Consider the following 24,278-nt stretch of genomic DNA (forward strand, 5'->3'; position numbering starts at 1 on the left):
TATTTCACGGGTTTTGATTTGACTCTTTTTAGGGCTCAGTGGTTTTGGTTACGTCGTCAGCTTTTGGGCAAGCAGATATCCGGCACCAGCGCCCGTTCCGGCTCCAGGCCAAACAGCGGCACCGGTGTGGTAAAGACCGGATATCGGCGTAGAGCCATCGGCTTTGCCAAACACAGGGCGGAACCAAAAATTTTGATTGAGGTGGTGGCTGCCACACAGCTGATCGCCACCGACTAAATTGGGGTTATCGGCTTCTAAATCGGCAGGGGATACAACGCGCTTAGAGATAATGCTTTCTTTAAATCCCGGAGCGTATTGTTCGATGATGTCCAATACATGCTGGCTGTAGGGTTCAGCTAACTTATGCCAGCTTTTGGATGGTTCGCTTGAAATTGAATCAACAAGGACTTTGGAAGGAAGCATCCGAACCTGAATCCATAGCGTATGTTTTCCGCTAGGTGCTCGGCTTGGGTCAATCGCTGTCGGTTGCCCCACAACAATAACTGGTTGCTCTGGTAATACTCCAGCCAAGGCTTGTTGATAGGTTTGCGCCATTTGATCCATTGATGGAGCAATGTGTACATACGCGAATTCTTTTAAGGTTTGGGACGCCGTCCAATTGGGGAGTTTGTCTATGGCGACATGAATCATCATGGTACCTGGCGCGTGTTGAAAGGCATCGTAGCATTTCAATGATTCTTGAGAGCTGTCGTTCGCAGCCAAACGCTGAAGCCCTGAAGGGGACACATTGGCGATCACGGCTTTGTTCGCAAGGAGCACGCTTCCGTCTTCTTTTTCTATGCCAATGGCTTCGCCTTGAGATGTGATGATCTTTGAAGCGCGCGTGCCATATTCTAGTGTGCCACCTTGCGATTCAATGAAGCTCACCATGGCACGTGTAATGGTGTCTGCGCCGCCTTTTCCTATCACCATGCCAAAAGCTTGGTTAGCAAACGATTCAAGAAAAGGAAAAATAGCCCCGCCCGCAATGTCTGGCGCGAAATCTAGATGCATCCCCCAAGCTGCGAGCGTTGCTTTTACGTGTTCCGACTCGAAATGAGTATCCAGCCATTCTCGTGGCGAACTGACCATTAAGCGCAAAAGATCAGACATTCCTTGGGTGCCTTCTTTACGGTAAAGCTGCCAAATATGTTTGGATAATGGGGCGAGCTTAAAAGGGGATTGTAAAAACGGAACAATAAGCGGAGCTTGTACGGAGAACTTCTCGGTGAGGTGGTTCCAGCTCGCTTCGTCTTTGTCTGAATAGGCACGGATTCTTTTGGCGTTCTCTATTGAATCTTTGCTGATGCCTAGCCAGTTACCGTCTGGAAATACGCTCGAAAAACAATGGTGCGCTTCAACGAGTTTTAAGCCGTGCTCTTTTAGCTGTTCGCCAAATTGTTGGAAAAAAGGTGAGCCTGCGAAAAGTGAAAGATTCATTGCTGCCCAGTCGTGCCGAAAGCCATCAAGCGTGTATTCGCCAGATTTTACTGCCCCACCAGCGGTCTCACACTGTTCTATGATGTGGACTGTCCAGCCTTTTGATTGAAGCAAAACAGCGCATACTAAGCTGTTTACGCCGCTACCAATTATGATTGCATCCGACCTTGGTTCACTCATTGCCCATCCTTGAACTTTCTTGTGTGGTTTCAGTATTAGCCAGTGATCTAACCGCGACAATGCGACGCCTATATAGAAAATGGGGGTTATTGCACGGCTAGGATAGGCTTGGCAAAAAGCGGATATGAAATATGCACCTAGTAACGCCCTAAACATGTAAAGACGGAGAAGAAAAGTCCAAAAATTGAAAAGGCACCGTGGTAAAAGTGAAATGGGGGAATGGCCAAAAACTGCACTATATGGATAGTTTGAGCAAAATACGGATAACAGGCACAGTCAGTATTGAGTAATATGTTAATATTATGTTAAGGGTCACGCCGTGGTGTAACGCACAGCTCGCCGCCAGAAAGACTCAATGCAATGGAAGCAGCCTTTTAAGAGAGTTACTAAAGCGCAATTTGGTATGAGTAAAGCTTGTATTTGAATGAGATTACGCGCTTAGGAATTTCCCGAGTAGGCACAAATAAAAGATGGAGAGCAAAGATGAAGTATGCCACTGAGTCTCCTCGTTTTAGCGTTCGCTCATTTCGCCAGAGATTAGACGAATCAAGCCATTTGTTGTTTAGCTCAAGTAACGTAGATGAAGCCAAAGCAAGTGTCGGGCGTGTTATGACAACTCACGAGCTTAATGTTATTAATAATAACGGTAGGCTTGATGCCAGTATGCATTACATGCCATTGGGTGATATCTCCCTGTATCGCTTAAAGTATGGGTCTAGTGTGTCCATCCATATCCCTACGATAAAAGATTATTACTGCATCCAAATCCCAATTCATGGTCATGCTTGTGTGACCAATGGTTCGGAGAAAATTGAATCGACAGAAAGTACGGCTTCCGTGCTGAACCCCGAAGTTCAAACCGACATGGTTTGGGATTACGACAACGATCAATTTATGGTCCGGATATCTCGCTCATTAATGGAGCGAACTGCAATCGGTATTTTGGGGCATGATATTGATGACCCAATACGATTTGACGTCGGGTTTAGATGGCAAGATTGCCCCGCGTGGTATTGCTTACTCTCCTATTTACTCGATTTTTACGCTAACTCGGATCCCTCACTTCGAGAAAATAAGTTGATTACCAGCCAACTGAATCAACTAACTGCAACCACTTTGTTTTTAAACCACAAACATTCACAAAGTGAAGAGAAAGTGACTCAACGCACGTCTATTCGACCTCGTCACATTAAGCGGGCTCAAGAGTACATGGAAGCGCATGCCCACGAGCCTATTTCCGTCGAATTGCTCGCTCAAGTTTGCGGTATCAGTATTCGCAGCCTCTACAGTGGCTTTAAAGATTTCGTAGGGACTACGCCAATGCAATACTTGAGAAATTTGAGGCTGGATCATGTAAGGAATGATTTGCTGATCAGTGAAGCCACCAGCGTAACATCGGTCGCGATGAGGTGGGGGTTTTCTCATATGGGTAGGTTCAGTGCGGAATACAAAGCTCGCTTTGGTGAAAGCCCCAGCCAAACGTTTAGGAAACGTTAATCCTCCACTCAATTACTGTGCATCCTTTATCCCTGAAGAGAGGAAGTACCATAATATTGTGAGTGAAACTCAAATTTATAATATATTCATGCTCTATGCACACTAACATATAAAGTCTGATTCATATCCCTGGTTTAACTTACAGTTTGATTCCCGTTTAATGAATAATTTTTGTGATCTATGTTTAAGCATAAATATGCAAAAACCGTCATCTTTTCTCACTAATTAGTGTTTCATTTCACATATTCAATCAAAATATTAAATGCTGAATTATTCATTGGAGTAATAGATTTAACCATTAGCCACTATTTATTAATGGGTATTAACTGCTCTGAGTCACATAATGTGAGTAATAAAATGATGGGTTATATGTTTTTTTAGGTCCATTATCAAATATTATAATTTTGCTTATGAAAATTAATCTAAATATTATTAATAGTTAACGAGATGTAAAAATCATTATTAATAAACTTGTTGTTAGTTTTGTTTAAATAAAAAATAAGAGTGTGAAATTAATGTCGAATTAATACGTCATAGTGTGATGATAATAATATCGCTAGGTAATAACTAATATTTAAAACCATTTGGCTATATCTTTATGCATTTCGCCATTCAGTGATTGGAATAAATGCATAGGGTTATTGCACCTAAAATTCTAGGGATAGTAGATGGAAACTCAGGCTTTAAGTAAACCAGAACCCTTAGGCAAGTTCAGTGCCCCTGTCTTAATACATGATTTCTTGGAAGAAAAAGTGGAAACTTCAAAGGATTGTGTAGCCATTGAGTTTAATGGAAAAAAAACAACGTATTTTGAGCTGAACGCGCGAGCAAATAAAATCGCGCACTATATCAATTTAATGAACTTACCCAAAGGCAGCGTGATTGCCATAATGGTAGAGCGATCTGAAGAGTTAATATATTCAATATTGGGTTGTTTGAAGTCTGGACATTGCTACCTTCCGATAAATCAAGGGATACCTAGAGCTCGAAATCACTATATATTGAATTCTAGTAAAGCGGCTTTTTGTTTATATAGCGGTCACTATGAAGGAGAGACTTCCTTTCCGTTTGATTCGACAGAAATTATACAAAATATTATCGGTGATCCGCATTTAGGTATTCATAATTTAAATCTAGAATTACCAGATAAGACAGCGGCTTACCTTCTGTATACCTCTGGATCGACAGGTGTACCCAAAGGGGTAATACAAACTCACAGAACGTTAGTTAATCTAGTGTGTTCACAGATTCAGCAAGATCAAATAACGCAGCCTTACCGAACGCTTCAATTTACGCCTGCAACCTTCGACGTTTCCATACAAGAAATGACCACCGCTTGGGCGACGGGTTCAACACTGGTCATGATGAGTGATGAGCAGAAAAAGGATCTATCTCAGCTACCGGACATCATTATTCAGCAAAATGTAGAAAGAGTGTTTTTGCCCCCAGCCGTTTTTGGCTGGGTAGCTGACCACGTAGTGGCATTCAATAAGTTAATACCCGAACTAAAGCAAGTGATTGTGGCAGGTGAAGCTTTGCAGATGTCGGTCAATATGTGCCAGTTCCTATCTGCACACCCATCGTGTGAATTGTGGAACCATTATGGACCGACTGAAACCCATGTTGCCACTACGTTTAAAGTTGCTACGTACGCGTCTGGGCAGTGTCCACCGATAGGAAAACCAGTTCTCAATACCCAATGCCTTATTCTCGATGACAATCAAAATACGTGTACAGATGGAGAACAAGGGGAACTTTGGGTAAAAGGAGCGGGGATTGCTCTTGGCTACATTAATGCTGACGAGCAAACCATGGGTCGCTTTTCGAACGCAGAAGATGGGCAACCTATGTACTGCACAGGCGATAGGGTGAGTAAAGATCCTGATGGAAACCTCGTTTTTCATGGTCGTAAAGATGATCAAGTACAAATTCGAGGGTTTCGAGTTGAGCTAGGCGAAATTGAACAAGCGCTGACGTCGATAAATTCGATTAGCCAAGCGGTAGTGGTGTATGGGGGTAAGGAAGAATCCTTTGGATTAAGTGCGTTTATAAAACAAACTTCCCTGAAGCGAGATTTAAATAACGTTCGCGCCATTCTTGAGGAGCAGTTACCAAACTATATGGTGCCAGAGAGCTTAGTAGAGGTATCCGACTTTCCTTTAAATCAGAACGGCAAAGTGGATAAGAAAGCACTAGTAACCCATCATTTTGTACCTAACGAGTCTATGCAGGTTGTGGTGACAGAAACTGAGCACAAGCTTCGTACAATTTGGGCGAGCCTGCTGGACTTGAGTGAAGACAAAATTGGTCGTGACAGCTCGTTTTTTAGTATTGGCGGGGAATCCATTCTAGCGGTCAAGTTGCTCGATAAAATACAAATGGAATTCGATAAAAGCATCAGTCTCGAATCAATATTCCTGCACTCAACCCTCAAAGATTTGGCGACCCATATTGATTCTTCTTCAAACCCCATTGCTCAGTTACCCGTATTTATTTCCTCGGGCCAAACGGTTTCCGAAGATCAGGTGTCGTTCGCGCAATCCAGCTTTTGGTTTTTGAATCAATCGGGTCAATCTCAGAGCTACAACATTTTACTTCCAATAGATGTTGGCGGGTCATTGGATATGATCCAATTAGAAGTGGCCCTCGAGCTTTTGGTCACCAAGTTTGATGTGTTTCAAACTGGCTTTATGCTCAATAGTGCGGGTAACCTTGTTCCCACGCCGTTACGGCAATCTTTCGAATTCCTCAGCACTTCGGATGATCTACAAACCATTATCGATAGAGAGCAGACCCATGTGTTTGACTTAGAAGCTGGACCGCTTCTTAGGGTGAGCGCGATACAACAGAGCGCGGACAGCGCAGTGCTTCTGTTGTCTGTCCCTCATATTATTGCAGACGGTTGGTCGATGGAGCTTGTGTATAAAGAGCTTGTCGCACTTTACACCAAAGCAGAATTAGCCCCTATTAAGCCCAAATTTGGTTTTCAAGAATTTGCCCTTAGCCAAAGAAAATGGGTTAAGAAAGGGTTGCTGGAACCGTCCAGACAGTACTGGAAAACAGCGCTGGCTTCGCTGCCTACGGTTCATCAAATCCCATTGGATTACCCGCGACCAACCATTCGAACATTCGAAGGGAACCAAGCTTCAGTTTCGTTGCAACCTTCTCTTGTCAGCGATATTGAGCAATGGTCTTCAACGCGTGGCATGACTTTGTTTATGACGGTGCATGCTGCATTTTCTCTTTTGTTGAGCCGTTTGAGTCAGGCGGAAGAGATAGTGATAGGTGTACCTGCTGGTGGGCGCACGAATTCGGACTTTTCACAAGTGGTTGGGTATTTATCAAACCTTATTCTTTTAAGAACAGAATACAACCCGCGAATGCGCGTGGACGCCTATTGTGAACAAATCAAACAGCGTAATCTCGATGCCTTAAAGCATCAAAACTACCCATTTGAATGTGTGATGGAGGAGCTAGATTACTCGACCAATCCGTCTTTTAATCCGTTGTTTCAAGTGATGCTCAGTGTGGAAGACCAGCTGACGATGCTCGAAACCGAAGATGCCATATTCGTACCGCAACACTATCTGACCCAAGGGGCAAAATACGATTTGCACCTAAGAATCATGAAAATGAATGATGGGCAGATATCACTGGATTTGGAGTACGACAGCAAACTATTCAGAGAAGACACGGCACAGCAATTGGTGGATGGGGTCTGTACGCTGCTTAAAGGCTTCACGGAAAATCAAAACTCAGAGCTACACGCATTGCCATTTGCACCTTTATCAGAATGGAAAGCGCTACCAAAAAAACAACCTCACACTCAAACGCAGAACCTGTTTACGCTCTTTTCTGACGCAGTAAAGCAATCTCCTAATTCGGTGGCTCTGGAGTTCAATTCTGCCAGTATGAGCTATGCAGAGCTTGATCTTTACTCCAATCAACTCGGTGCTTGGTTACAAAATGCTGGGGTAGAAAAAGACCAGCACGTTGGTATTGCATTACCAAGGTCGTTTGAGCTTATTATCGCGATTTTGGGCGTTATCAAAGCGGGGGGTGTTTATGTTCCCTTTGAAGAAAGCCACCCAGATGCACGTTTAGTTACTATTGCAGAAGACGCAGATATACGCATTCTGATTACTGATGGAATCCAAAAAAAATGGGCACCGTCGGCAATTTCTCAAGTGAATGTGGATACCGCCATACACCATGGTGACACTCAACGTCTTCATCCTGTAGAACGTTTCGATGATGATCCTCTTTCCCTTATCTACACATCGGGTTCGACCGGTAAACCTAAAGGTGTGGTTCAAACACATCGAACCATTTGGAATTTGGTTGAGCACCAAAGCCTCGAAGATGGGATAAATGAAAGCTTGAGAACGCTGCAATTCACGCCAATAGGATTTGACGTATCGATTCAGGAATTGGCGACAAGCTGGAAAACATTGAGCCCATTGGTTCTGATTGAGCAATCAGAGAAAGACGAACTTAATACATTTGCTCAGTGTTTGGCCGAGAAAAACATCGAGCGACTATTCTGTCCTCCGGCTGTGCTCGCCGTGCTCGCGGAACAACATGACGACTTGAATGACCGACTCTCATTAAAAGAGGTCATTGTTGCGGGGGAAGCATTGATTTTAACCCCAGCGATACGTCGGATGTTTTTGAAATTAGATGGTTGCCAACTGTGGAACCACTACGGGCCAACCGAAACGCATGTAGTCACGACTTATCGAGTAAACACCAATAGCGATGGTGAATTCCCACCAATTGGAAGCCCGTTATCTCATTCTTCGCTGTTTGTTCTAAACGCCTCGGGGCTGCCTTGTTCAAAGGGCGAGACTGGTGAGCTTTGGGTCGGTGGGGATTGTTTAGCAAAAGGGTATCATCAACGTGATGAAGAAACACAGGCGCGTTTTCAACATCATGACTATGCGGGTCAACGCCTCTACAGAACAGGCGATTTGGTTCGCCAATCTAGCTGTGGCGCGCTTGAATACATAGGGCGGCAAGATACCCAGGTCAAAATTCGCGGCTACCGCATTGAATTATCAGGGGTGGAATCCACACTACTGAATTTGCCCCATGTGTCTGAGGCTCGTGTTATCGCTCAGCCCCGTACTGCGCACGACAAGCAGCTTATCGCTTATGTGGTGCTCTCGAATTCAGAAGCAAATGAATCACTCATCATACCGTCTCTTCATGCCGAACTGAGTGAGCAGTTACCCAGCTATATGCTGCCTCATTCGATTATTTCAGTACCGTCGTTTCCACTGACCACCAATGGGAAATTGGACATTGCTAAATTGCCTGATCCGAAAGAGGCACTTTTAAGCACAGCCGAAGAGGGCGAGCTAACCCCAGCGTTGATTCAAATGAAAGCCATCTGGGTAGAAATATTAGAAATGAGCCCGAGCAACTTCAGCATTATTGATCCTTTTTTCAGCTTAGGTGGGCATTCTTTGCAAGCCGTTCGGTTGGTGAATCGAATCGCTCGGGAATACAAGAAAGACTTATCTTTGCGAGACTTTTTCCAAAACAGCTCAGTCGAAAAACTATCGAGGTTTTTGGAAGATAGGTCGGAATCGGCTTTAGCGGGTTCGATAATACCTAAACGAAATATTCAATTGCCGATCCCTTTAACTTCGCAGCAAGAAAAATTGTGGTTTGTTTGGAAGCTAGAAGGCGGGCTGAAAGAGTATAACCAGCAATTGGTTATTCGCGATCCTCAATGCCTCAATCGTAAGGCAGTCGAATCCCTATTTAACCAGCTCGTGATGGCGAACCCCGCTTTAAGAACACAGTTCTATCAAGAAAAAGGGGAGTGGTTCCAGAAGGCAATAAGTTCTGTTTCTTTAGAGTTGGATTGGGAGAGTGTATCGACCGTTCTGCCGAAAGATCTCAACGCCATGTGCTTGAGTGAAAAAGAGACGGAGTTTGATCTCACCAAACAAATCGGGTTGAAAGTAAAGGTTTTAGAGACTTCGGAAGCCAATAATATTTGGATTTTGACGCTTTCACATTTGATATTTGATGGTGCGAGTGCAGCGGTATTGCTCGAAGACATCTCACTGCTCGCCCAATATAAACACCTGTCGAAAGACAAGGACTACTTTGATTATGCACAGTGGGTTGAGCTCATTAGTCAGCCTGCAGAAGAGGCAGGGCTAACGTTTTGGAAGCAGCACTTAAAAGGCATTCCTGACTTGCTTCATTTGCCACTGGATCTCGCTCGGCCAAACAACTCATGTTTTAGCGCAGAATCGGTGCCAATTGAGATCAATCCTCAGTTACTTGCGAAGCTACGAGAAGCAGCGGCGATGCACGATTTGACTTTGCATATGCTTACTCATGGAACGTTGTCACTCACGCTATCAATGTACGCGGGCGTTACGGATGTGGTGTTAGGTATCCCTGTTGCGAATCGAGAATCCGAAGCCTTAAATGATGTCATTGGCTTTTTTGCAAACACGATTGCCGTTCGTACAGACTGCAGTCGCGAACAAACATTAAACGATTTTTGGGCGCAAATACGAAGCAACGCTTCGCTGGTACAGCAGTATCAAAGTGTGCCTTTCGATAAGGTGGTGGAAGCATGTAACCCCGTTAGAAGCCGATCTTATAGCCCTATCTTTCAAGTGTTGTTCAGCATGAATTCTGTAAACCATGCTTCAAAAGAGTCGCCTTTTGAACTGATGACAGAGGCGATGGCAGAGCAACACAGTGTGTTGGATCTTATCGTTAACTTAGTTGAAGACGAGCAGCATTGCCACGGTCACTTTACCTACCAAAAAGCGTTGTTTACTCAATCGAGCATGGTACGTCTAGCGCAGAGTTGGGTGAATATGCTGGAAATGATGGCGTTAATGGTCAGCCAAAAGCAAGAAACCATTCCACTGCATGACCTCCCTTTAGTAGAAGGAAGCCTAATTGGACAGCACCCACAATCAAAGCACCTCAATGCACCAGAATTGAACATTTCTAAGGCGCCGAGCCAAACAGTTTTGTGTGACTTTAAAGAGCAAGTCAGGCTGAGAGGGCAAGCCGTTGCTTTGAATTATGAAATCGATAATCAATTATGTTCAATAAGTTACATTCGGTTGAATGAGCTTTCCGATACCTTGGCAAATGTACTTAGTGCGGATGGTATGAAGGCGGGTGACATGGTGGTTGTTCATGTTCAGCGAGACCCGCTGACAGTGATCGCTCAGCTGGCCTTGTTTAAGATTGGGGCGGTATATCTACCCGTGGAAGAGTCTACCCCTGCGGAGCGGCAAGCCGTCATTATTGAAGAAAGCCGCGCTCAGTGGCAGATCCAATTTTCAGCCAACAACATATCTGCGAAAGGCGTTAAGACAAAATTCATCAGTTTGCCTCAACTCTCTGCCATGAAGGTGTTGGATTTTACGCCGAATACGCTAAGCGCAGAAACTTCTGCCTACGCGATCTATACTTCCGGCTCGACAGGAAAACCGAAAGGTGTATTGGTTGGGCATGGTGGTTTAGCCAATACCATCCGCTCACTGGTTTCGGAGTATCACCTTCATGACGACGCTCGGGTATTGCAAAATGTTCCTCTAGGGTTCGATGTGTCGATTTCTGAGGTTTGGCAGGCGTTATGCTCTGGTGCGTCGCTGCATATCGTTGGCAAAGATGCCCTAGTACCGGGCAAGCCACTAAGCCAAACGTTGATAACACATAAAATCACGCACTTATCGATTGTACCAACAGCGTTAGATGTTATAGAGCCTCATAAAGACATGGCTTTGGAATCATTAATTGTTGGGGGAGAAGTGACGTCGAAAGCCTTAATTGAGCGTTGGTTACCGTTCTGCCGCTACTTTGTGGCTTATGGACCAACAGAATGCAGTATTTGCTGTTTCACTCAAGAATATGACCCAAACACGTCGATTTATAGCATTGGAAACATCGTGCCAAACATGCAAGCCCGTGTGTTGGACGATTATGATCAACCTGTTATTCCCGGAGCGATAGGTGAGCTTTGTATATCTGGAATCGGTTTAGCAAAAGGATACTTAAACCGACCAGAACTGACTAACCAACGGTTTTTCGAATGGGAAGACGGCTTTACCTACTACCGAAGCGGAGATTTAGTGCGTGTTTTGGGTGATGGAACCATCGAATTCCACGGCCGTGATGATCATCAAGTCAAAATTCGAGGGCAGCGCGTTGAACTTACCGAAATAGAATCCGCAGTTAGCCGAGTCGAATCAGTACGAGCTTGTGCTGTGACCTACGAAGCGCACCATGGGGCTTATCAGTTGGTGGCTTACATTGTGTTATCTGGCAGACAGGATCTTAATGCTGCTTCGCTCGACGAGATAAAATCCGTAACAGAAAATGAATTGCCGTCCTATATGCGGCCTAACCATGTCATTGCACTGGAATATCTACCTTTTACGGCATCGGGCAAGCTCGATAAAAGCCAGCTCCCCTGTCCAGACATGGGAGTTAAAGCCACAGCTATTCAATTACCGACCAACGAAATAGAAACCAGTCTTTTGTCTCTATGGTCCGAGCTTTTATCTCTGACCCCTGAACAGATCAGTACGGACGAAAGTTTCTTCAGCGTGGGTGGGCATTCCCTGCTTTTGATCAAGTTAATAAATGAAATTGAAGTGAGGTATGGAATGTCGATGTCGACATCCTTTGCCTATGAAAACAACACGATTGTTCAAATGGCTGTAGCCATTGAAGAGGCTAACTACAGTAGCCAAACAAAAGACGACTCAACGGAAGAGATGGAGTGGTAAACGTGAACATTACCCAGTTAATTAATCAACTCAAAGACAAACACATCCACTTGTATGTGGAAGACGGCAAATTAAAAAGCCGCGCAGCAAGCGGGTTGATAACCACCGAAATTGGACACCAAATAAAAGAGAATAAGGCGGAAATTCTCAGTTGGTTCCAGCACCAAGATTTGCTAAAAAAGCCGATCTTACCGAGAAAAATTGAACCAGAAACGTTCCCGTTGTCGTTTTCCCAAAAACGCTTGTGGACGATCGATAAAATTGAAGGCAGCAACGAACACTACAATATGCCGTGTGCATACCAAGTTTCAGGTCGATTAGATGAGCAAAAGCTCGAAGCAACATTTGAAGCGCTTATCCATAACCACCCGATGCTCAAAACCGTCTATTCCGAGCAAGAAGAGGCGCAATTTCTAGTGGAGCGCCCTGCGTTTACACTCAATATCGTTGATCTTTCTGATGTGCCAGAACACCAAGCCGAAAAAGCGGTGTATGAATACCGTTTGTCTGATGCTTGCACTCCGTTTGATCTGAGCCAAGACTGCATGCTCAGAGCGGCATATCTAAAGTTGCCAAATAGCGTCAGTGTATTGGTTATTAATATCCACCACATCGCAGCAGATGGTTGGTCTATGGAGATATTAATCAACGAGATTATCGAGAGATACGAGTCAGGAAATATCCAGGTTACCAACAAAACAAACAAACCTGATTACTTCGATTACGCATCGTGGCAAAAAGAGTTATACCAGTCTGGCGCCTACGGCAGCCAACTTTCTTTCTGGAAAGAGACATTAAAAGACGCCCCAGCAACGCATTCGCTTCCCGTTAATCTTTTTCGTACAGAGCAGGGCAACCCTCCAATTCATGCCAACAACAAACAGGTTGCGAGTGTCGTTAATGCCCCTTTTAGTGCGGAGTTGAGTCACTCTTTAAGGATGACGGCTGCCCGATTAAATTGCAGCTTGTTCGAGTTGATGTACGGATTGTTTGCTATTGCTACAAGTGCAAGCAGTGAATCAAATGATGTGTTGATGGGGACAGCTGTTGCAGGGCGTAATCGACCTGAATTAATGGATCTGGTTGGATTTTGTGTCAATACCTTGGTATTGCGATTACAAGTCTCGCCGACAGACTCAGTGGAGAAAACGTTACTGAAAGCCATTCAAGTGGTGAGGAATGCGCAAGATCATCAAGACGTGCCATTCGATTACATCGTTGATGAGATTAACCCCGTTAGAAATGCTTCTCAAAATCCACTATTCCAAATCATGTTTTTGCTGGACTCAGTTGGTCCAAGTAATGTTTACATTGCTGATATTCCGATGAAATTAATGGATCCTTGTGAGCAAAAGAGAAAGTTTGATCTCACGGTCAGTGTGAAAGACAGTGGCGCTGATATGACCGTGAATTTCGAGTACGACAGCAACAAGTTTGATCCTCGCTTTATCGCCGATTTTATGGAGCGTTACTCGTTACTTGCTCAATCATTCTCCCATCAGTTAAGCACGCCAGTAGAGTGTTTTGATTGGTTTAAAGGGACAGATCTTAAGCCGTCGGTATTGAGCCACTGGCAAGATCCAAATGAACATAGGCCTGTTCTTGAGGTGTGGAAAGAGGTCGTTTCACGTTTTCCTAGCCATGTTGCGCTGCAAGAAAATGGGCATACGCTGACCTACAGAGAACTCGACGAGAAAACGGATTTATTAGCCAGTCATTTAAAGCGACTTGGCGCCAAGCCAGAATCCATTATCCCTGTTTTCCTTCCCCGTGGTATGGACGTATTTGTATCCGAGTTAGCGATTCTAAAAGCTGGAGCCGCGTTTTTACCGATCGATTCCAAATGCCCGACTTCGCGCCTTGAATTCATATTATCGGATTGTGAGGCGTCGATAGTGATATCGAATGAGCTCATACACTTGGCATTTTTGGGCGATACGATTTCTCTAAACCCCCATTTTTGGGAGCAGTTGGCCTCTGATGAGTCGGTAATATTACCAGCAGAAGATAGGTCGCTCGATTCCCTTGCCTATGTGATTTACACCTCTGGTTCCACTGGTATGCCAAAAGGCGTGTTAGTGAAAGACATTGGGCTATTGCAAGTTAGCCAGTGGCAAATGTTGGACTTTGATATTTCCGAGCAATCGGTGACGACTCAAATGGCTTCTATTGCATTTGATGCGTCGGTTGGCGAAGTATGGGCTTTCTTATTGTCTGGTGCGTGTGTTGCCATTATTGACGAAGACGCCAAGCGTTGCCCAAATGCTTTATTACAAAAGATGCGCGAGCTTAGTATTTCGCACAGTTTCATTCCTACTGCATTGATGGAAGCCATTGCTTCGGAGTCTGACTATTGTGATATGCCTGACCTTCGTTACATCATCACGGCAGGTGAAGCACTGCACTCTGTATCGTTCCCTTTCTCAGACAATGTACAAGTGGTGAACGCCTATGGACCAAGTGAAAACTCGGTTGTTGCAACGCGTTATCTAGTACAAGGCACCGAAACGCAAAGCCCTCCGATTGGCACGCCAGTTAAAGGCGTTGAATTGTGCGTGGTTAAAGGGAATCAATTAGCGCCAGTTGGTGTTCTCGGTGAGCTATTCCTAGGTGGGAATGGTGTATCGCGTGGGTATTTGAATCAGCCAGAACAGACAAAAAATAAGTTTATTGCTAATCCTTTTGAGCAATTAAGGTCGGATAGGCTGTATCGCACTGGTGACTTAGTACGCATGAACTTTGAAGGCGAATTGGAGTTTGTACGACGCGCTGACGACCAAGTTCAATTGCATGGGTATCGAATTGAGTTTGGGGAGCTGACGCACAGAATAACCGCCTCTGGTTTAGTGGCAAGTGTCGCGATTGCAATAGTTGGAGAAGGGGGGCAGCAACGGTTGTTCGCTTTTGTAACAGCAAAAAATGATGAACAAAATCACACGGATTTATCTCGGGATCTGCTATCGCAACTGACTGCTTGGTTCCCTAGCTATATGGTGCCTACGGTTGAAGTCGTAGACACGTTACCTTTAACTCAGAACGGCAAAGTCGATAAATCGTTTTTGCAAGAGAGAGCGAAGTCTAGAAAGCTAAGAACAGACATTGGGTTACCTCGTACTCCACAAGAAAGTGTGGTTATAGAAGCCTTTTCAAAAGTGCTTCAAGTGGAAGACATCAGTATCTTTGATGATTTCTTTATGCTTGGTGGGCACTCCCTTTCAGTACTGAGTTTGGCGTCTTATCTTAAACGCCAAAATTGGGTCGTGACTGCGGAGCAAATTTATCAAAATGCCACTCCTTCAGCGCTGGCTTCGATTATCAAACCGCATAGCTCAATAGCGGTGGAAGACACTCAGGAAGTGGAAGAAACCTTTCCGTTGCTTGCCAACCATCATTGGTTACTCAATCGGTACAACGTTAACCACTGTAACTCGTCTGCCCTTATTGATTTTGAAGTATCGATAGAAGGCGAGTATTTGAATCAATCTATTGCTCAAATTCTAAAACATCATGATGGCATGAGAAGGGTATTGATTTCAGATGAATCGGGGGAGCGTCAGCAAAAAGTTCAGCCATTTTCCAAATTAGCCCCTTGGTGGTTTACAGAAGATCTTTCCGATGTCGATGAGGAAGCATTACCGCAAGCACTAGCAGAAACCTGCCAAGGCTACCAAGTGTCTCTGCATATTGAAGAGTGCCTTTTTAAAGCCGTGCTGTTTGATCTTGGGCGAGAACGAGGACAACGACTGCTGCTCGTTATGCATAGATTATTGATAGACCCATATTGTTACATGTTTTTTATGGACGACCTCTATCAAGGGTATGAGTCAGCCAGACAAGGTAAGCCCATTACATTGCCTGAAAAAACGCTGTCTGTGGCGGAATGGAGTCGGTGGCAATATGAGTATGCTCAAGGTAAAGCAAAAGACTATTTCCCATATTGGAAAAATTTGTCTTGGGAAAAGTGTCTACCTCTATCGGAAGACCCTAATTTATCGTTGCCAGAAGAGGTTCCTGAGGTGCTGGCACCGGAATTACTTTTGAGCCAGCTGAGCGTAGAAGAAACGACCAATCTCAATACGGCAAGTACGCTTTCTGGGTACGCTCACGATGTCATTCTAATTACAGCCATGGTGAAAACCTATGGTTCGTTCAGTGGCAGCGACGCTGTCTTTTTGGTCTTTATGAATAATGGGCGCTCTATTTCAGGTGCTCGCCATTTGGATTTGACCAGAACATTGGCTTGGTTGCCAAACTATTACAATTTGATGTTCGATCTAACGGAGGCTCAAACCCTTCAAAATGCAGTCAAAAATGTGGCTGAGACACTCGAAAAATTGAACGATGTTGGGCTGTCATTTAGCGCTCTAAAATACATGTGTGAGGATCAGGAAATTCGTCAAACGATGGCTGAGATCCCTCGTTTTCATTTTGAATTTGGCTACATACCAAGCAACTCCATCAAAGGCGATGAGCCCGAATTCAGAAAGCTAATGAAACTGGCACAAGAATCCCAAGGTTACCTTGATGATGTGATGTACAAAGACACACCACCACTCATCAAAACCTACCCTGTTGGTGATCGTCTACATATGCACTGGGGCTACTCCCCAACCCAGTTTACACGTGAATATGTAGAGAAAATGAACACCACATTCCACCACTATATCAATGAAGTTGTCTCCACTTTGCTGTCGGTTCATACCGCAGAAGAGACCATCCAATCTGCCAAAATCGACTAACGGAAACTATGAAATGGAACATTCAAAATTAAGTATCATAATACCGACATATAACGCTCAAGACCTGCTCCGCGAAACACTGGATTGTCTGGTTGATCAAACGGTAAGCACGGATTTATATGAAGTCATTATTGCCGACGATGGCTCATCGGATAACACAAAAGAAGTCGTACAAGATTTTTCTTCTCTGTTAGATATTCACTATTACTACCAAGAGGATGATGGCTTTCGATTAGCTGCGGCAAGAAACCTTGGGCTCGAACATGCCAAATACCCTCTGGTTTTGTTTTTTGACTGCGGAATGATCGCTACCGAAGATTTGGTAGAAAAACACTTAATGGCGCATAAAGACCAACCCGATTCCGTGTTGATTGGGCTGTCGTATGGCGTGGAAGAGTATTCAACCGAGAACGCCAAAGAACTTACTCAACTTATCAATACACTTGATCGTACCGAGTTGTTTAGCGAGCTGTCTCAACGCAAGAATTTGTATGATTGCCGATATGACACTTGCCAAGAAATCGATTTCGACCTGTCGAAAACACGCGCCCCCTGGGTGATGTGCTGGGGAGGGCATGTGTCTTGTTCCACTCAGACGCTCAAGCAAATCGGAGGCTGTGATGAAGCCTTTAGAAGCTGGGGTGGCGAAGATGTCGATATGGCTATTCGGTTATTTGAACATGGTTGCCAGTTTACGGTGTTGAAGTCGTTACACGCGATACACAAACCCCATTACCGGTGTGGTGAAAGCAATAAAGCCTCTTCAATGGAAAACATCAAATACATCGTAAATAAGTATAAACAGCCAGACGTGAGTTTACTTTCGGAGCATGGATGGGAAGCCATATTTAAAATGACATTAAGAGAAGCGGAAGCGGTCTAACTGATGGAAGCTGTCTTGAACAAAAAATTAGGTAAAGCTTTCCATATCATTTGGTTTGGGCAACTGGTCAGCCAACTAGGTACCGCAACGACCAGTTTCGCCTTGTTGGTTTGGATGGCACAGAATGGTCAGTCGACGACGGCATTTGCTTTAGGGCTTGTCTGGTTTTTCTTGCCAAGCGCCATTCTTTCGCCATGGATAGGCGGTATTGTCGACCGCTTTAACCTGAAAAAACTGGCGATAGTGTCCGATCTACTCGCGGGTGTCTTTACCGTTGTTATGCTGCTTTTAGCGTATTTCGATGTTCTAGAAATGTGGCATGTATACATCATGGCGGTGTTTAGTTCAGTTCCGAGCCTTTTGCAAAGAACCACATTTACGGTGTTGATTCCTAAACTGGTGGGGAGCGAATTAATAGGAAAAGCCAATGCGCGCTTTACCATTATTGATGCTGGGTCGAGAGTTGTTTCGGCTTTACTTGCGACAAGTTTGTTGTCCGTCGTTGGTTTAGCCGGCGTCATGTTGATTGACTTGTTAACCCTGCTGGTGGCGGTATTGAGCTTGCTCTTGGTGAGGCTGCCTAAAGAAGTGTGTGAACCCGTTAAAAAAGCAGACGGTGATTCCGCGTCTTGGCGATTTAGCGATAACGTGATGCCGGTTTTGAACGAGCTTAAAGCGTCACCGTTCCTCTTTATGGTGCTGACGTATTTGTTGGCGGCAAATTTCATCACATCGCTGGTCACTGGGCTGATGGCACCTATGTTACTGGCCAGCTTCACGGTGGAAAGTATTGGTGTATTAATGTCTGTAGGCGCGGTAGGTGCGTTAGTCGGAGCAGTAATTTTGTCAGCGAAAACGCCTAAACGCCTCGTTTTGTGGATGTTCTCAATCAATATTGTCAGCGGTATTTTGATCATACTGGCCGGCATTACCACTCATTTACCCCTTATGTACATTACGGTGTTTGTCATGATGTTCATTTCACCGTTAATGAGCGTATGCGACCGCACATTCTGGCAACAGAGAATCAAAGAATCCATTCGAGGCCGTTTCTTTGCACTGCAAGGTGCAATGTACATGACCGTTTTCCCGGTTGCGACCTTAGTTGGTGGGGGCTTAGCCGACGGTGTCTTTGCGCCAATACTGTCGTATTTGAGTCAATCTGGTGATCTTCTACCAACATGGTTCGGTGATCAGAAAGGGCGAGAGCTAGGGCTAATGTATGCCGCTGTTGGTGGAATTGCCGTGGTGTTTTCCATTGCTATTTTAGTTTGGTGGAAGCTTTCTGCGTATAGGAATGATGGAAAGTTCATTTCAACTGAAGCCAGTTCGCTTTCATAAATGGGGATAGACAATGATCTGCAAAAGCATTTCTAGACTACATCATTTTGAGCACATTAAAGCACTTTTAGGCTCGGAGATATTACTCAATACCCCGAAGCCTAAAGGCTTATCTATTTCGATTGATGATGGACCTAATCCATACGCTCACGCCATGATCAAATTGTTCAAACGCGAAAACATTTCTGCCAGCTTTTTTGTTTTGGCGACGAAGGTGCAACAAAACCCTGAAATCGCAAGATGTTTGTTAGAAGAAGAGCATGAATTGTGCGTGCACGGTTATGATCACACCATTATTACGGATATAACGCCAGATGCTTTTCAGCGATCTTTACATCGATTTGATGACGTAATGCGTGAGCACAACCTTCCGTATAAGAAAATCTATCGTCCACCGAATGGCGAGATCGCCCCCGAATATGTCGAAGTATTGAAAGCGGAAGGATTCCAAACGGTGCTTTGGTCGCTCGATTCCTTTGACTGGGAATTCAATTCAAAACAAATACAGGCGCATTTTGAACAGCAACGTGACCTCCATCAATTGACTCTATTTCACGATGGCGTGATAGGCGGTTCGCCGTTTTCTACTCTCAAGTCACTAGTTGCGTTAATAAGGTTATGTAAGAAGAAACAGATCCCAATTGTTCCAATGAATTTGGGTTAAATAGGAAAAAATATGAGCAATGTCGAGTTGGTAAAAGCGTATACAGAAGATTTACCCGACCTTAAACATTTATTCATGCCGCCAAACTTAGGTTACGTTCCATGGGAACGATATGTGAGAACCTTTACGCTGACAAAACCTGAAAAGTTTGAGGATCCTTACATTGGTCTTGGGCTTAAAGTGGGGGATAAATGGGTGGGTTTTCTCGGCATGGTTCGCTCTTTTCGGGAAATTCAAGGTATCGAGACGGAAGTGAATAACATGTCTACGATGACCGTTCTACCCGAATACAGAACGCAGAGCTTAAGGCTATTTAGAGCATTGAAAACGCTTAAAACAGCTCTGTTTACCTGTCTTACGCCTAGTCCTGTTACAGAGAAAGTATCGATAAAGACGCTGGGTGCCAGCGTTCATTCCGATAAGTATCAGGTGCTTTCAGAAAGCTCTCAGGATCCCTCCACGGTTACTGTTGTTAGCGACCTTGATCAAATACAACAACGAATAGATAGCCAGTGGACAGGTTTGTTTGACGAGCATTCTCAAGAAGCGTGTTTTTTTGTGCTTGTTGAGTGCGAACAGAGTGAATGCCTGCTTTTACTGACAGAGCGCACCTTGCAGGAGGAGCAGTATGTAGAAGTATTGTTTTACTCAGATGTGGATTTCTTTAGTAGGTGGGCGGATAAAATATCGTCCAAGCTTGTTTCTTCTTATGATGTGAAGGGCGTTATTTTGGATGTTGTAGATACGCCTAATGTACTATTGGATCCAACGAAACAACTTGCGATGAAGGAACCCAACCTAGTGGTTAGGTTTGGTGAAGGCCCATTGTCCGTCCCTTTCATATCACTTTACTCTGAAATAACCAAAATGGGCATGTAAGGCTTAAGCGAAAAGTGCGGTACTGAATGTATCGCACTTTATAGCACTTAAGGTTCTTTCTGGCTAAAAGGCGAAATAGCCTAGGTTAGGGGCTTTAGAGACCTTTCGTTGCCAATTGCTCTGCAATGTAATCCGCTTGCCTTATGGCGAGTGCCACGATGGTGAGCGTCGGGTTTTCCGCCGCACCTGTGGTGAACTGACTACCGTCCGATACAAAGAGGTTTTTGATATCGTGGGTTTGCCCCCAACGGTTAACCACACCATCTTTCGCTTTCTCACTCATTCGGTTAGTCCCTAAGTTATGAGTGGAAGGATAAGGCACAACGCGATGGGTTTTGATTGCCCCGACGGCTTCATACACTTGTTCGCCTTTTTCGTAAGCGTACTCTCGCATCGCCACATCATTGGGGTGATCGTCGTAATGAACGTTAGGTATGGGCAAACCGTTAGCGTCCAATTCATCAGAATTCAATGAGACTCGATTCGAGGAACGTGGCATGTCTTCACCGACTAACCACATGCCTGCCATGTGTTCATATTGCTCCATTGAGTTGGCAAAATCGGTACCCCATGCTCCGGGTTTAAGGAAAGCGGCCATGAAGGGCAAGCCAAGAGACAAGGTTTCCATCTCAAATCCACCCACAAACCCTCGGCTAGGATCGTGAATCGATTCGTCTTGAATGATTCCTGCCATGGTGGTGCCTCGGTACATGTTAACGGGCTTACTGAACTCCGCATAAACCGATCCTGTCATGTGGCGCATGTAGTTTCGGCCGACTTCACCGGAGCTGTTCGCTAAACCATCTGGGAACATGTTAGAAGCGGAGTTGAGTAATATTCTTGGGCTCTCAATGGAGTTACCTGCAATACAGACGATTCGAGCTTTTTGGTGCTGTTGGTTACCGTCTTTATCTGCATAGAGCACACCGTCTACGAGCCCTTTATCGTTATGGGTGACTTTTAGCACTGTGCTGCTTGAGCGCAGTTCGAAATTCCCTGTGGCTTCTGCTTTAGGGATTTCTGTATACAGTGTCGACCATTTAGCCGACATGCGGCACCCTTGAAAACAGAACCCAAGTTGCATGCAGCCAGGGCGACCATCACGAGGCTGAGAGTTAATCGCCATTCTACCCGTATGCACTTGCTTATAGCCGAGTTTACGGGCACCCGCTTCCATGACTTTGTAGTTATTGTTCCCCGGCAAGCCAGGTATATCGTGAGTGCGCGTGACCCCCATTTTGTCTTCGGCTTTGTCGTAGTAAGGTTCGAGTTCGGCAAGGGTGATTGGCCAATCGAGTAACGCCGCGTCTTTCACTTCGCCGTAGTGAGTGAGAGCCTTAAACTCGTGTTCTTGAATTCTTAAACTGGCGCCTGCCCAATGGAGGGTTGAGCCGCCAACGGTTTTGCAAATCCAAGCGGGTAAGTTTGGGAAATCACGTGCAACTTCCCATGTGCCAGAGGTGGTTCTTTTATCCAACCACGCTTCTTTGCCAAACATGTGCCATTCATCGTTTTTAAAGTCTTTGGCGTAATTTAAGTGCGTGCCAGCTTCCAAACACACCACCTTTACTCCTTTTTGACACAGCTCATTGGCGAGCGTCCCCCCGCCTGCGCCGGACCCAATCACGACTACGACGCTGCTGTCAGCAAGTTCAAATTTAGCCATTGGACACCTCCTTGTTTTCCATTGGCAGCCAATCAATGTCATCAAAACCGCGATGCAAATATCCTCCTTTTGAAAAGGAAGGTCCCTCATAGCCAAACTTCGCCCAAATTTTTGGGTTGTTGTACAAAGAAACCACCATGTTGCCTCGCACTGTTTGAAAAAAAGGTTCAGAGGAAAGCTTGTTTAAAACGGCGTCTTGAGCCGTTACGGACATCGTAGAAAATCCACTCTTATTGAGCGTCGACAATCCTTGTTTAAAGGAGGCAAGGCTGTCGCCAGACAATTGCCCGTCGAGGCTTTCCACACACGCGCCATAAAAGAAATCAGCAAGGTGCGGGTGAGGGTAGATACGTCGACATAATGCCAATAGTAAGTTGGCTTCTTCGGTATTGAGTTTCGAGACCTTCATTTGCCATTTTTGCCCAGCAAGCGAATATCCAGAAAGGCTGAGTGTTAGCGCTATTGCTGCACTAACTGAAGAGAGTTTTAGAAACTTTCTTCTACTTAGGTTTTGATCGTTCATCCTTACGACCTCCAGTGTAATCCGTTATTGGAATCGACCATGTTTTTGCAAAAATTCAATTTTGTAACCGTCGGGATCGGTTAAGAAAAAGAACGTCGCCATGGTTTTGTTGTTATGTTGCATCGACTTAACGGGAGTAGGGGTAAAACCCGCTTCAGTTAACGAGTGATGAGTTTGCTCGATATTGTCGATGCATACCGCTAAGTGGCCATAGGCATCGCCATGTTCATAGGGAGAGTCTCGACCGTGATTCAGGGTCAGTTCGACTTCAAATCCGGAATTTGGATCGTGCAAATAGGTTAAGGTAAACCCGTCAAATTCATATTGATCCGCGAGTTCTAACCCAAGGGCGGTCGAGTAAAATTGAATGGAGCGATCCAAGTTAAGTATTCGAATCATGGTGTGAATGGTTTTTGTCATTTGTGGCTCACTTTGCTGTTATTGATTTTTAAATCAATATAAACGTGAACCACTGAGTGGTGGTGGTAGTATGCTACCACATGTTAAAAAAATGTAACTTTATTGGCGTGTGCTCGTACCTATACCGATATTAGGGGCGCAGTATCAAGTAGCTGAGTATAGAGCTTCACTCGATCAATGAGCCTGAGCGTGAAGTTGTTGCTTGGCGGTTTTGAGTACTTTTTCTGGCTGAGAAAGGTACATAACGCAGGAGCATCGGAGCAATGAGGCAAAATTGGATATGTCGCCATGTAAGTCGGTGGCTTCATCATAAAGTAATGAAAGAAACTGACCTGTTGTCATATGTTGAACTGTGGCTATTTCATCAATAACCGTCCAAAACTTGGACTCAAGCCGAACGCTGGTGGAATGACCACCTAAGCGAACAGAGCGCGAGACAAATTGGTAATTCTCTGGCGATTGACCAGCAAATATATAGCACATGGGTTCCTCCATCTCATACCAGCATTCGAGAAATTGGATCATCAACTAGAGCCAAATAAAAAAGCCCCAGAAGGTAGGTTTTTTAATATTTGTTCAATAATGGTGCAATTACAACCACTACCTTAAAAGCCGAAACCAAAGTCCGTTGGTTGTTAATCCACTGAAAAATAGAGCGTAAACACTACTTCAATCGTATGTGGCGATGACGTTATGGGATGAAGAGTCACCTTAAGTCTCATAATTGATTCAAATTAGCTCGTTCATGACTGAATGGAATTCTGGTTAGTCCTAATATTCTCTTTGTTCTCGAATACGGTTTGATAACATGTAGCCAATTAATATCAGGGGCTGTCACATGAAACAAAGTATCATCCATATTGCTCTCGTCGTTGATGATTACGATGACGCGCTCGACTTCTATATCAATAAACTCAACTTCGAATTAGTAGAAGATACCTACCAACCAGAACAGGATAAACGTTGGGTTGTGGTATCTCCTCCGGGGTCCGATGGCGTAGCATTATTACTGGCGAAAGCATCAAAGCCTGAGCAAAGACCGTTTATTGGAAACCAAGCAGGCGGTAGGGTATTTTTGTTTTTACGCACCGATGATTTTTGGCGAGACTTCAATAGCATGAAAGAAAAAGGCATTCATTTTGTGCGTGAACCCAGCGAACAAGATTATGGCACCGTCGCCGTATTTGAAGATTTGTACGGAAACCTTTGGGATTTGCTTCAAATGAATCCCGATCATCCGATGGCGCAGCGTTAAAAGACCGCTGA

Annotated in this window: 13 protein-coding genes; 8 read left to right on the forward strand and 5 right to left on the reverse strand. The window is 44.7% G+C overall.

Annotated elements, in window-relative coordinates; translation table 11 throughout:
* Positions 1-48: 48 nt before the first annotated feature.
* The gene (locus tag Q8W40_RS25560; protein WP_305401290.1) at positions 49-1,620 is read right to left on the reverse strand and encodes a phytoene desaturase family protein; all 1,572 of its coding nucleotides are present in this window, start codon (positions 1,618-1,620) and stop codon (positions 49-51) included.
* Positions 1,621-2,103: 483 nt separating this feature from the next.
* Here Q8W40_RS25560 and Q8W40_RS25565 point away from each other — a divergent pair, with 483 nt between their 5' ends.
* From Q8W40_RS25565 to Q8W40_RS25595, 7 genes are all read left to right on the forward strand, one after another.
* Complete coding sequence (locus tag Q8W40_RS25565) at positions 2,104-3,117, forward strand: AraC family transcriptional regulator (RefSeq protein WP_305401292.1); 1,014 nt, start codon at positions 2,104-2,106, stop codon at positions 3,115-3,117.
* Between the two features lie 668 nt (positions 3,118-3,785).
* The gene (locus Q8W40_RS25570) at positions 3,786-11,897 is read left to right on the forward strand and encodes a non-ribosomal peptide synthetase (protein ID WP_305401294.1); all 8,112 of its coding nucleotides are present in this window, start codon (positions 3,786-3,788) and stop codon (positions 11,895-11,897) included.
* A gap of 2 nt (positions 11,898-11,899) precedes the next feature.
* Complete coding sequence (locus tag Q8W40_RS25575) at positions 11,900-16,636, forward strand: non-ribosomal peptide synthetase (RefSeq protein WP_305401296.1); 4,737 nt, start codon at positions 11,900-11,902, stop codon at positions 16,634-16,636.
* A gap of 13 nt (positions 16,637-16,649) precedes the next feature.
* Positions 16,650-17,519, forward strand: coding sequence for a glycosyltransferase (locus Q8W40_RS25580; protein ID WP_305401297.1), 870 nt, complete (start codon positions 16,650-16,652; stop codon positions 17,517-17,519).
* 15 nt (positions 17,520-17,534) lie between these two features.
* Complete coding sequence (locus tag Q8W40_RS25585) at positions 17,535-18,860, forward strand: MFS transporter (RefSeq protein ID WP_305401299.1); 1,326 nt, start codon at positions 17,535-17,537, stop codon at positions 18,858-18,860.
* Between the two features lie 13 nt (positions 18,861-18,873).
* Complete coding sequence (locus Q8W40_RS25590; protein ID WP_305401301.1) at positions 18,874-19,524, forward strand: polysaccharide deacetylase family protein; 651 nt, start codon at positions 18,874-18,876, stop codon at positions 19,522-19,524.
* A 12-nt stretch (positions 19,525-19,536) separates the two neighbouring features.
* On the forward strand, positions 19,537-20,403 hold the full coding sequence (locus tag Q8W40_RS25595) for a hypothetical protein (RefSeq protein WP_305401302.1): 867 nt from the start codon (positions 19,537-19,539) through the stop codon (positions 20,401-20,403).
* 94 nt (positions 20,404-20,497) lie between these two features.
* Here Q8W40_RS25595 and Q8W40_RS25600 read toward each other — a convergent pair whose 3' ends face one another.
* The 4 genes from Q8W40_RS25600 to Q8W40_RS25615 all read right to left on the reverse strand — a co-directional run bounded on the left by Q8W40_RS25600 (position 20,498) and on the right by Q8W40_RS25615 (position 23,495).
* Positions 20,498-22,069, reverse strand: coding sequence for a GMC family oxidoreductase (locus tag Q8W40_RS25600; protein WP_305401304.1), 1,572 nt, complete (start codon positions 22,067-22,069; stop codon positions 20,498-20,500).
* Positions 22,062-22,592: a hypothetical protein gene (locus tag Q8W40_RS25605; RefSeq protein ID WP_305401306.1), complete on the reverse strand. Its 531-nt coding sequence runs from the start codon at positions 22,590-22,592 to the stop codon at positions 22,062-22,064. Before Q8W40_RS25605 ends, Q8W40_RS25600 begins: the two co-directional genes overlap by 8 nt.
* Positions 22,593-22,616: 24 nt before the next feature.
* Positions 22,617-23,012, reverse strand: coding sequence for a VOC family protein (locus Q8W40_RS25610; protein WP_305401308.1), 396 nt, complete (start codon positions 23,010-23,012; stop codon positions 22,617-22,619).
* 174 nt (positions 23,013-23,186) lie between these two features.
* Positions 23,187-23,495 carry a ribbon-helix-helix domain-containing protein gene (locus tag Q8W40_RS25615; protein WP_101110932.1) on the reverse strand — a complete coding sequence of 103 codons (309 nt, stop codon included), beginning with the start codon at positions 23,493-23,495 and terminating at the stop codon, positions 23,187-23,189.
* A gap of 355 nt (positions 23,496-23,850) precedes the next feature.
* Here Q8W40_RS25615 and Q8W40_RS25620 point away from each other — a divergent pair, with 355 nt between their 5' ends.
* Positions 23,851-24,267, forward strand: a complete 417-nt coding sequence (locus tag Q8W40_RS25620; RefSeq protein ID WP_305401310.1) for a VOC family protein — start codon at positions 23,851-23,853, stop codon at positions 24,265-24,267.
* Positions 24,268-24,278 lie beyond the last annotated feature (11 nt).

The sequence above is a fragment of the Vibrio penaeicida genome (assembly GCF_030689305.1).
In the GTDB taxonomy this organism is placed as follows: Bacteria; Pseudomonadota; Gammaproteobacteria; order Enterobacterales; family Vibrionaceae; genus Vibrio; species Vibrio penaeicida_B.

Bases quoted from the DNA above. Each gene is read 5' to 3' on its own strand.
- Q8W40_RS25560 (WP_305401290.1), bottom strand. From the start codon at position 1,620: ATGAGTGAACCAAGGTCGGATGCAATCATAATTGGTAGCGGCGTAAAC.
- Q8W40_RS25565 (WP_305401292.1), top strand. From the start codon at position 2,104: ATGAAGTATGCCACTGAGTCTCCTCGTTTTAGCGTTCGCTCATTTCGC.
- Q8W40_RS25570 (WP_305401294.1), top strand. From the start codon at position 3,786: ATGGAAACTCAGGCTTTAAGTAAACCAGAACCCTTAGGCAAGTTCAGT.
- Q8W40_RS25580 (WP_305401297.1), top strand. From the start codon at position 16,650: ATGGAACATTCAAAATTAAGTATCATAATACCGACATATAACGCTCAA.
- Q8W40_RS25590 (WP_305401301.1), top strand. From the start codon at position 18,874: ATGATCTGCAAAAGCATTTCTAGACTACATCATTTTGAGCACATTAAA.
- Q8W40_RS25595 (WP_305401302.1), top strand. From the start codon at position 19,537: ATGAGCAATGTCGAGTTGGTAAAAGCGTATACAGAAGATTTACCCGAC.
- Q8W40_RS25600 (WP_305401304.1), bottom strand. From the start codon at position 22,069: ATGGCTAAATTTGAACTTGCTGACAGCAGCGTCGTAGTCGTGATTGGG.
- Q8W40_RS25605 (WP_305401306.1), bottom strand. From the start codon at position 22,592: ATGAACGATCAAAACCTAAGTAGAAGAAAGTTTCTAAAACTCTCTTCA.
- Q8W40_RS25610 (WP_305401308.1), bottom strand. From the start codon at position 23,012: ATGACAAAAACCATTCACACCATGATTCGAATACTTAACTTGGATCGC.
- Q8W40_RS25615 (WP_101110932.1), bottom strand. From the start codon at position 23,495: ATGTGCTATATATTTGCTGGTCAATCGCCAGAGAATTACCAATTTGTC.
- Q8W40_RS25620 (WP_305401310.1), top strand. From the start codon at position 23,851: ATGAAACAAAGTATCATCCATATTGCTCTCGTCGTTGATGATTACGAT.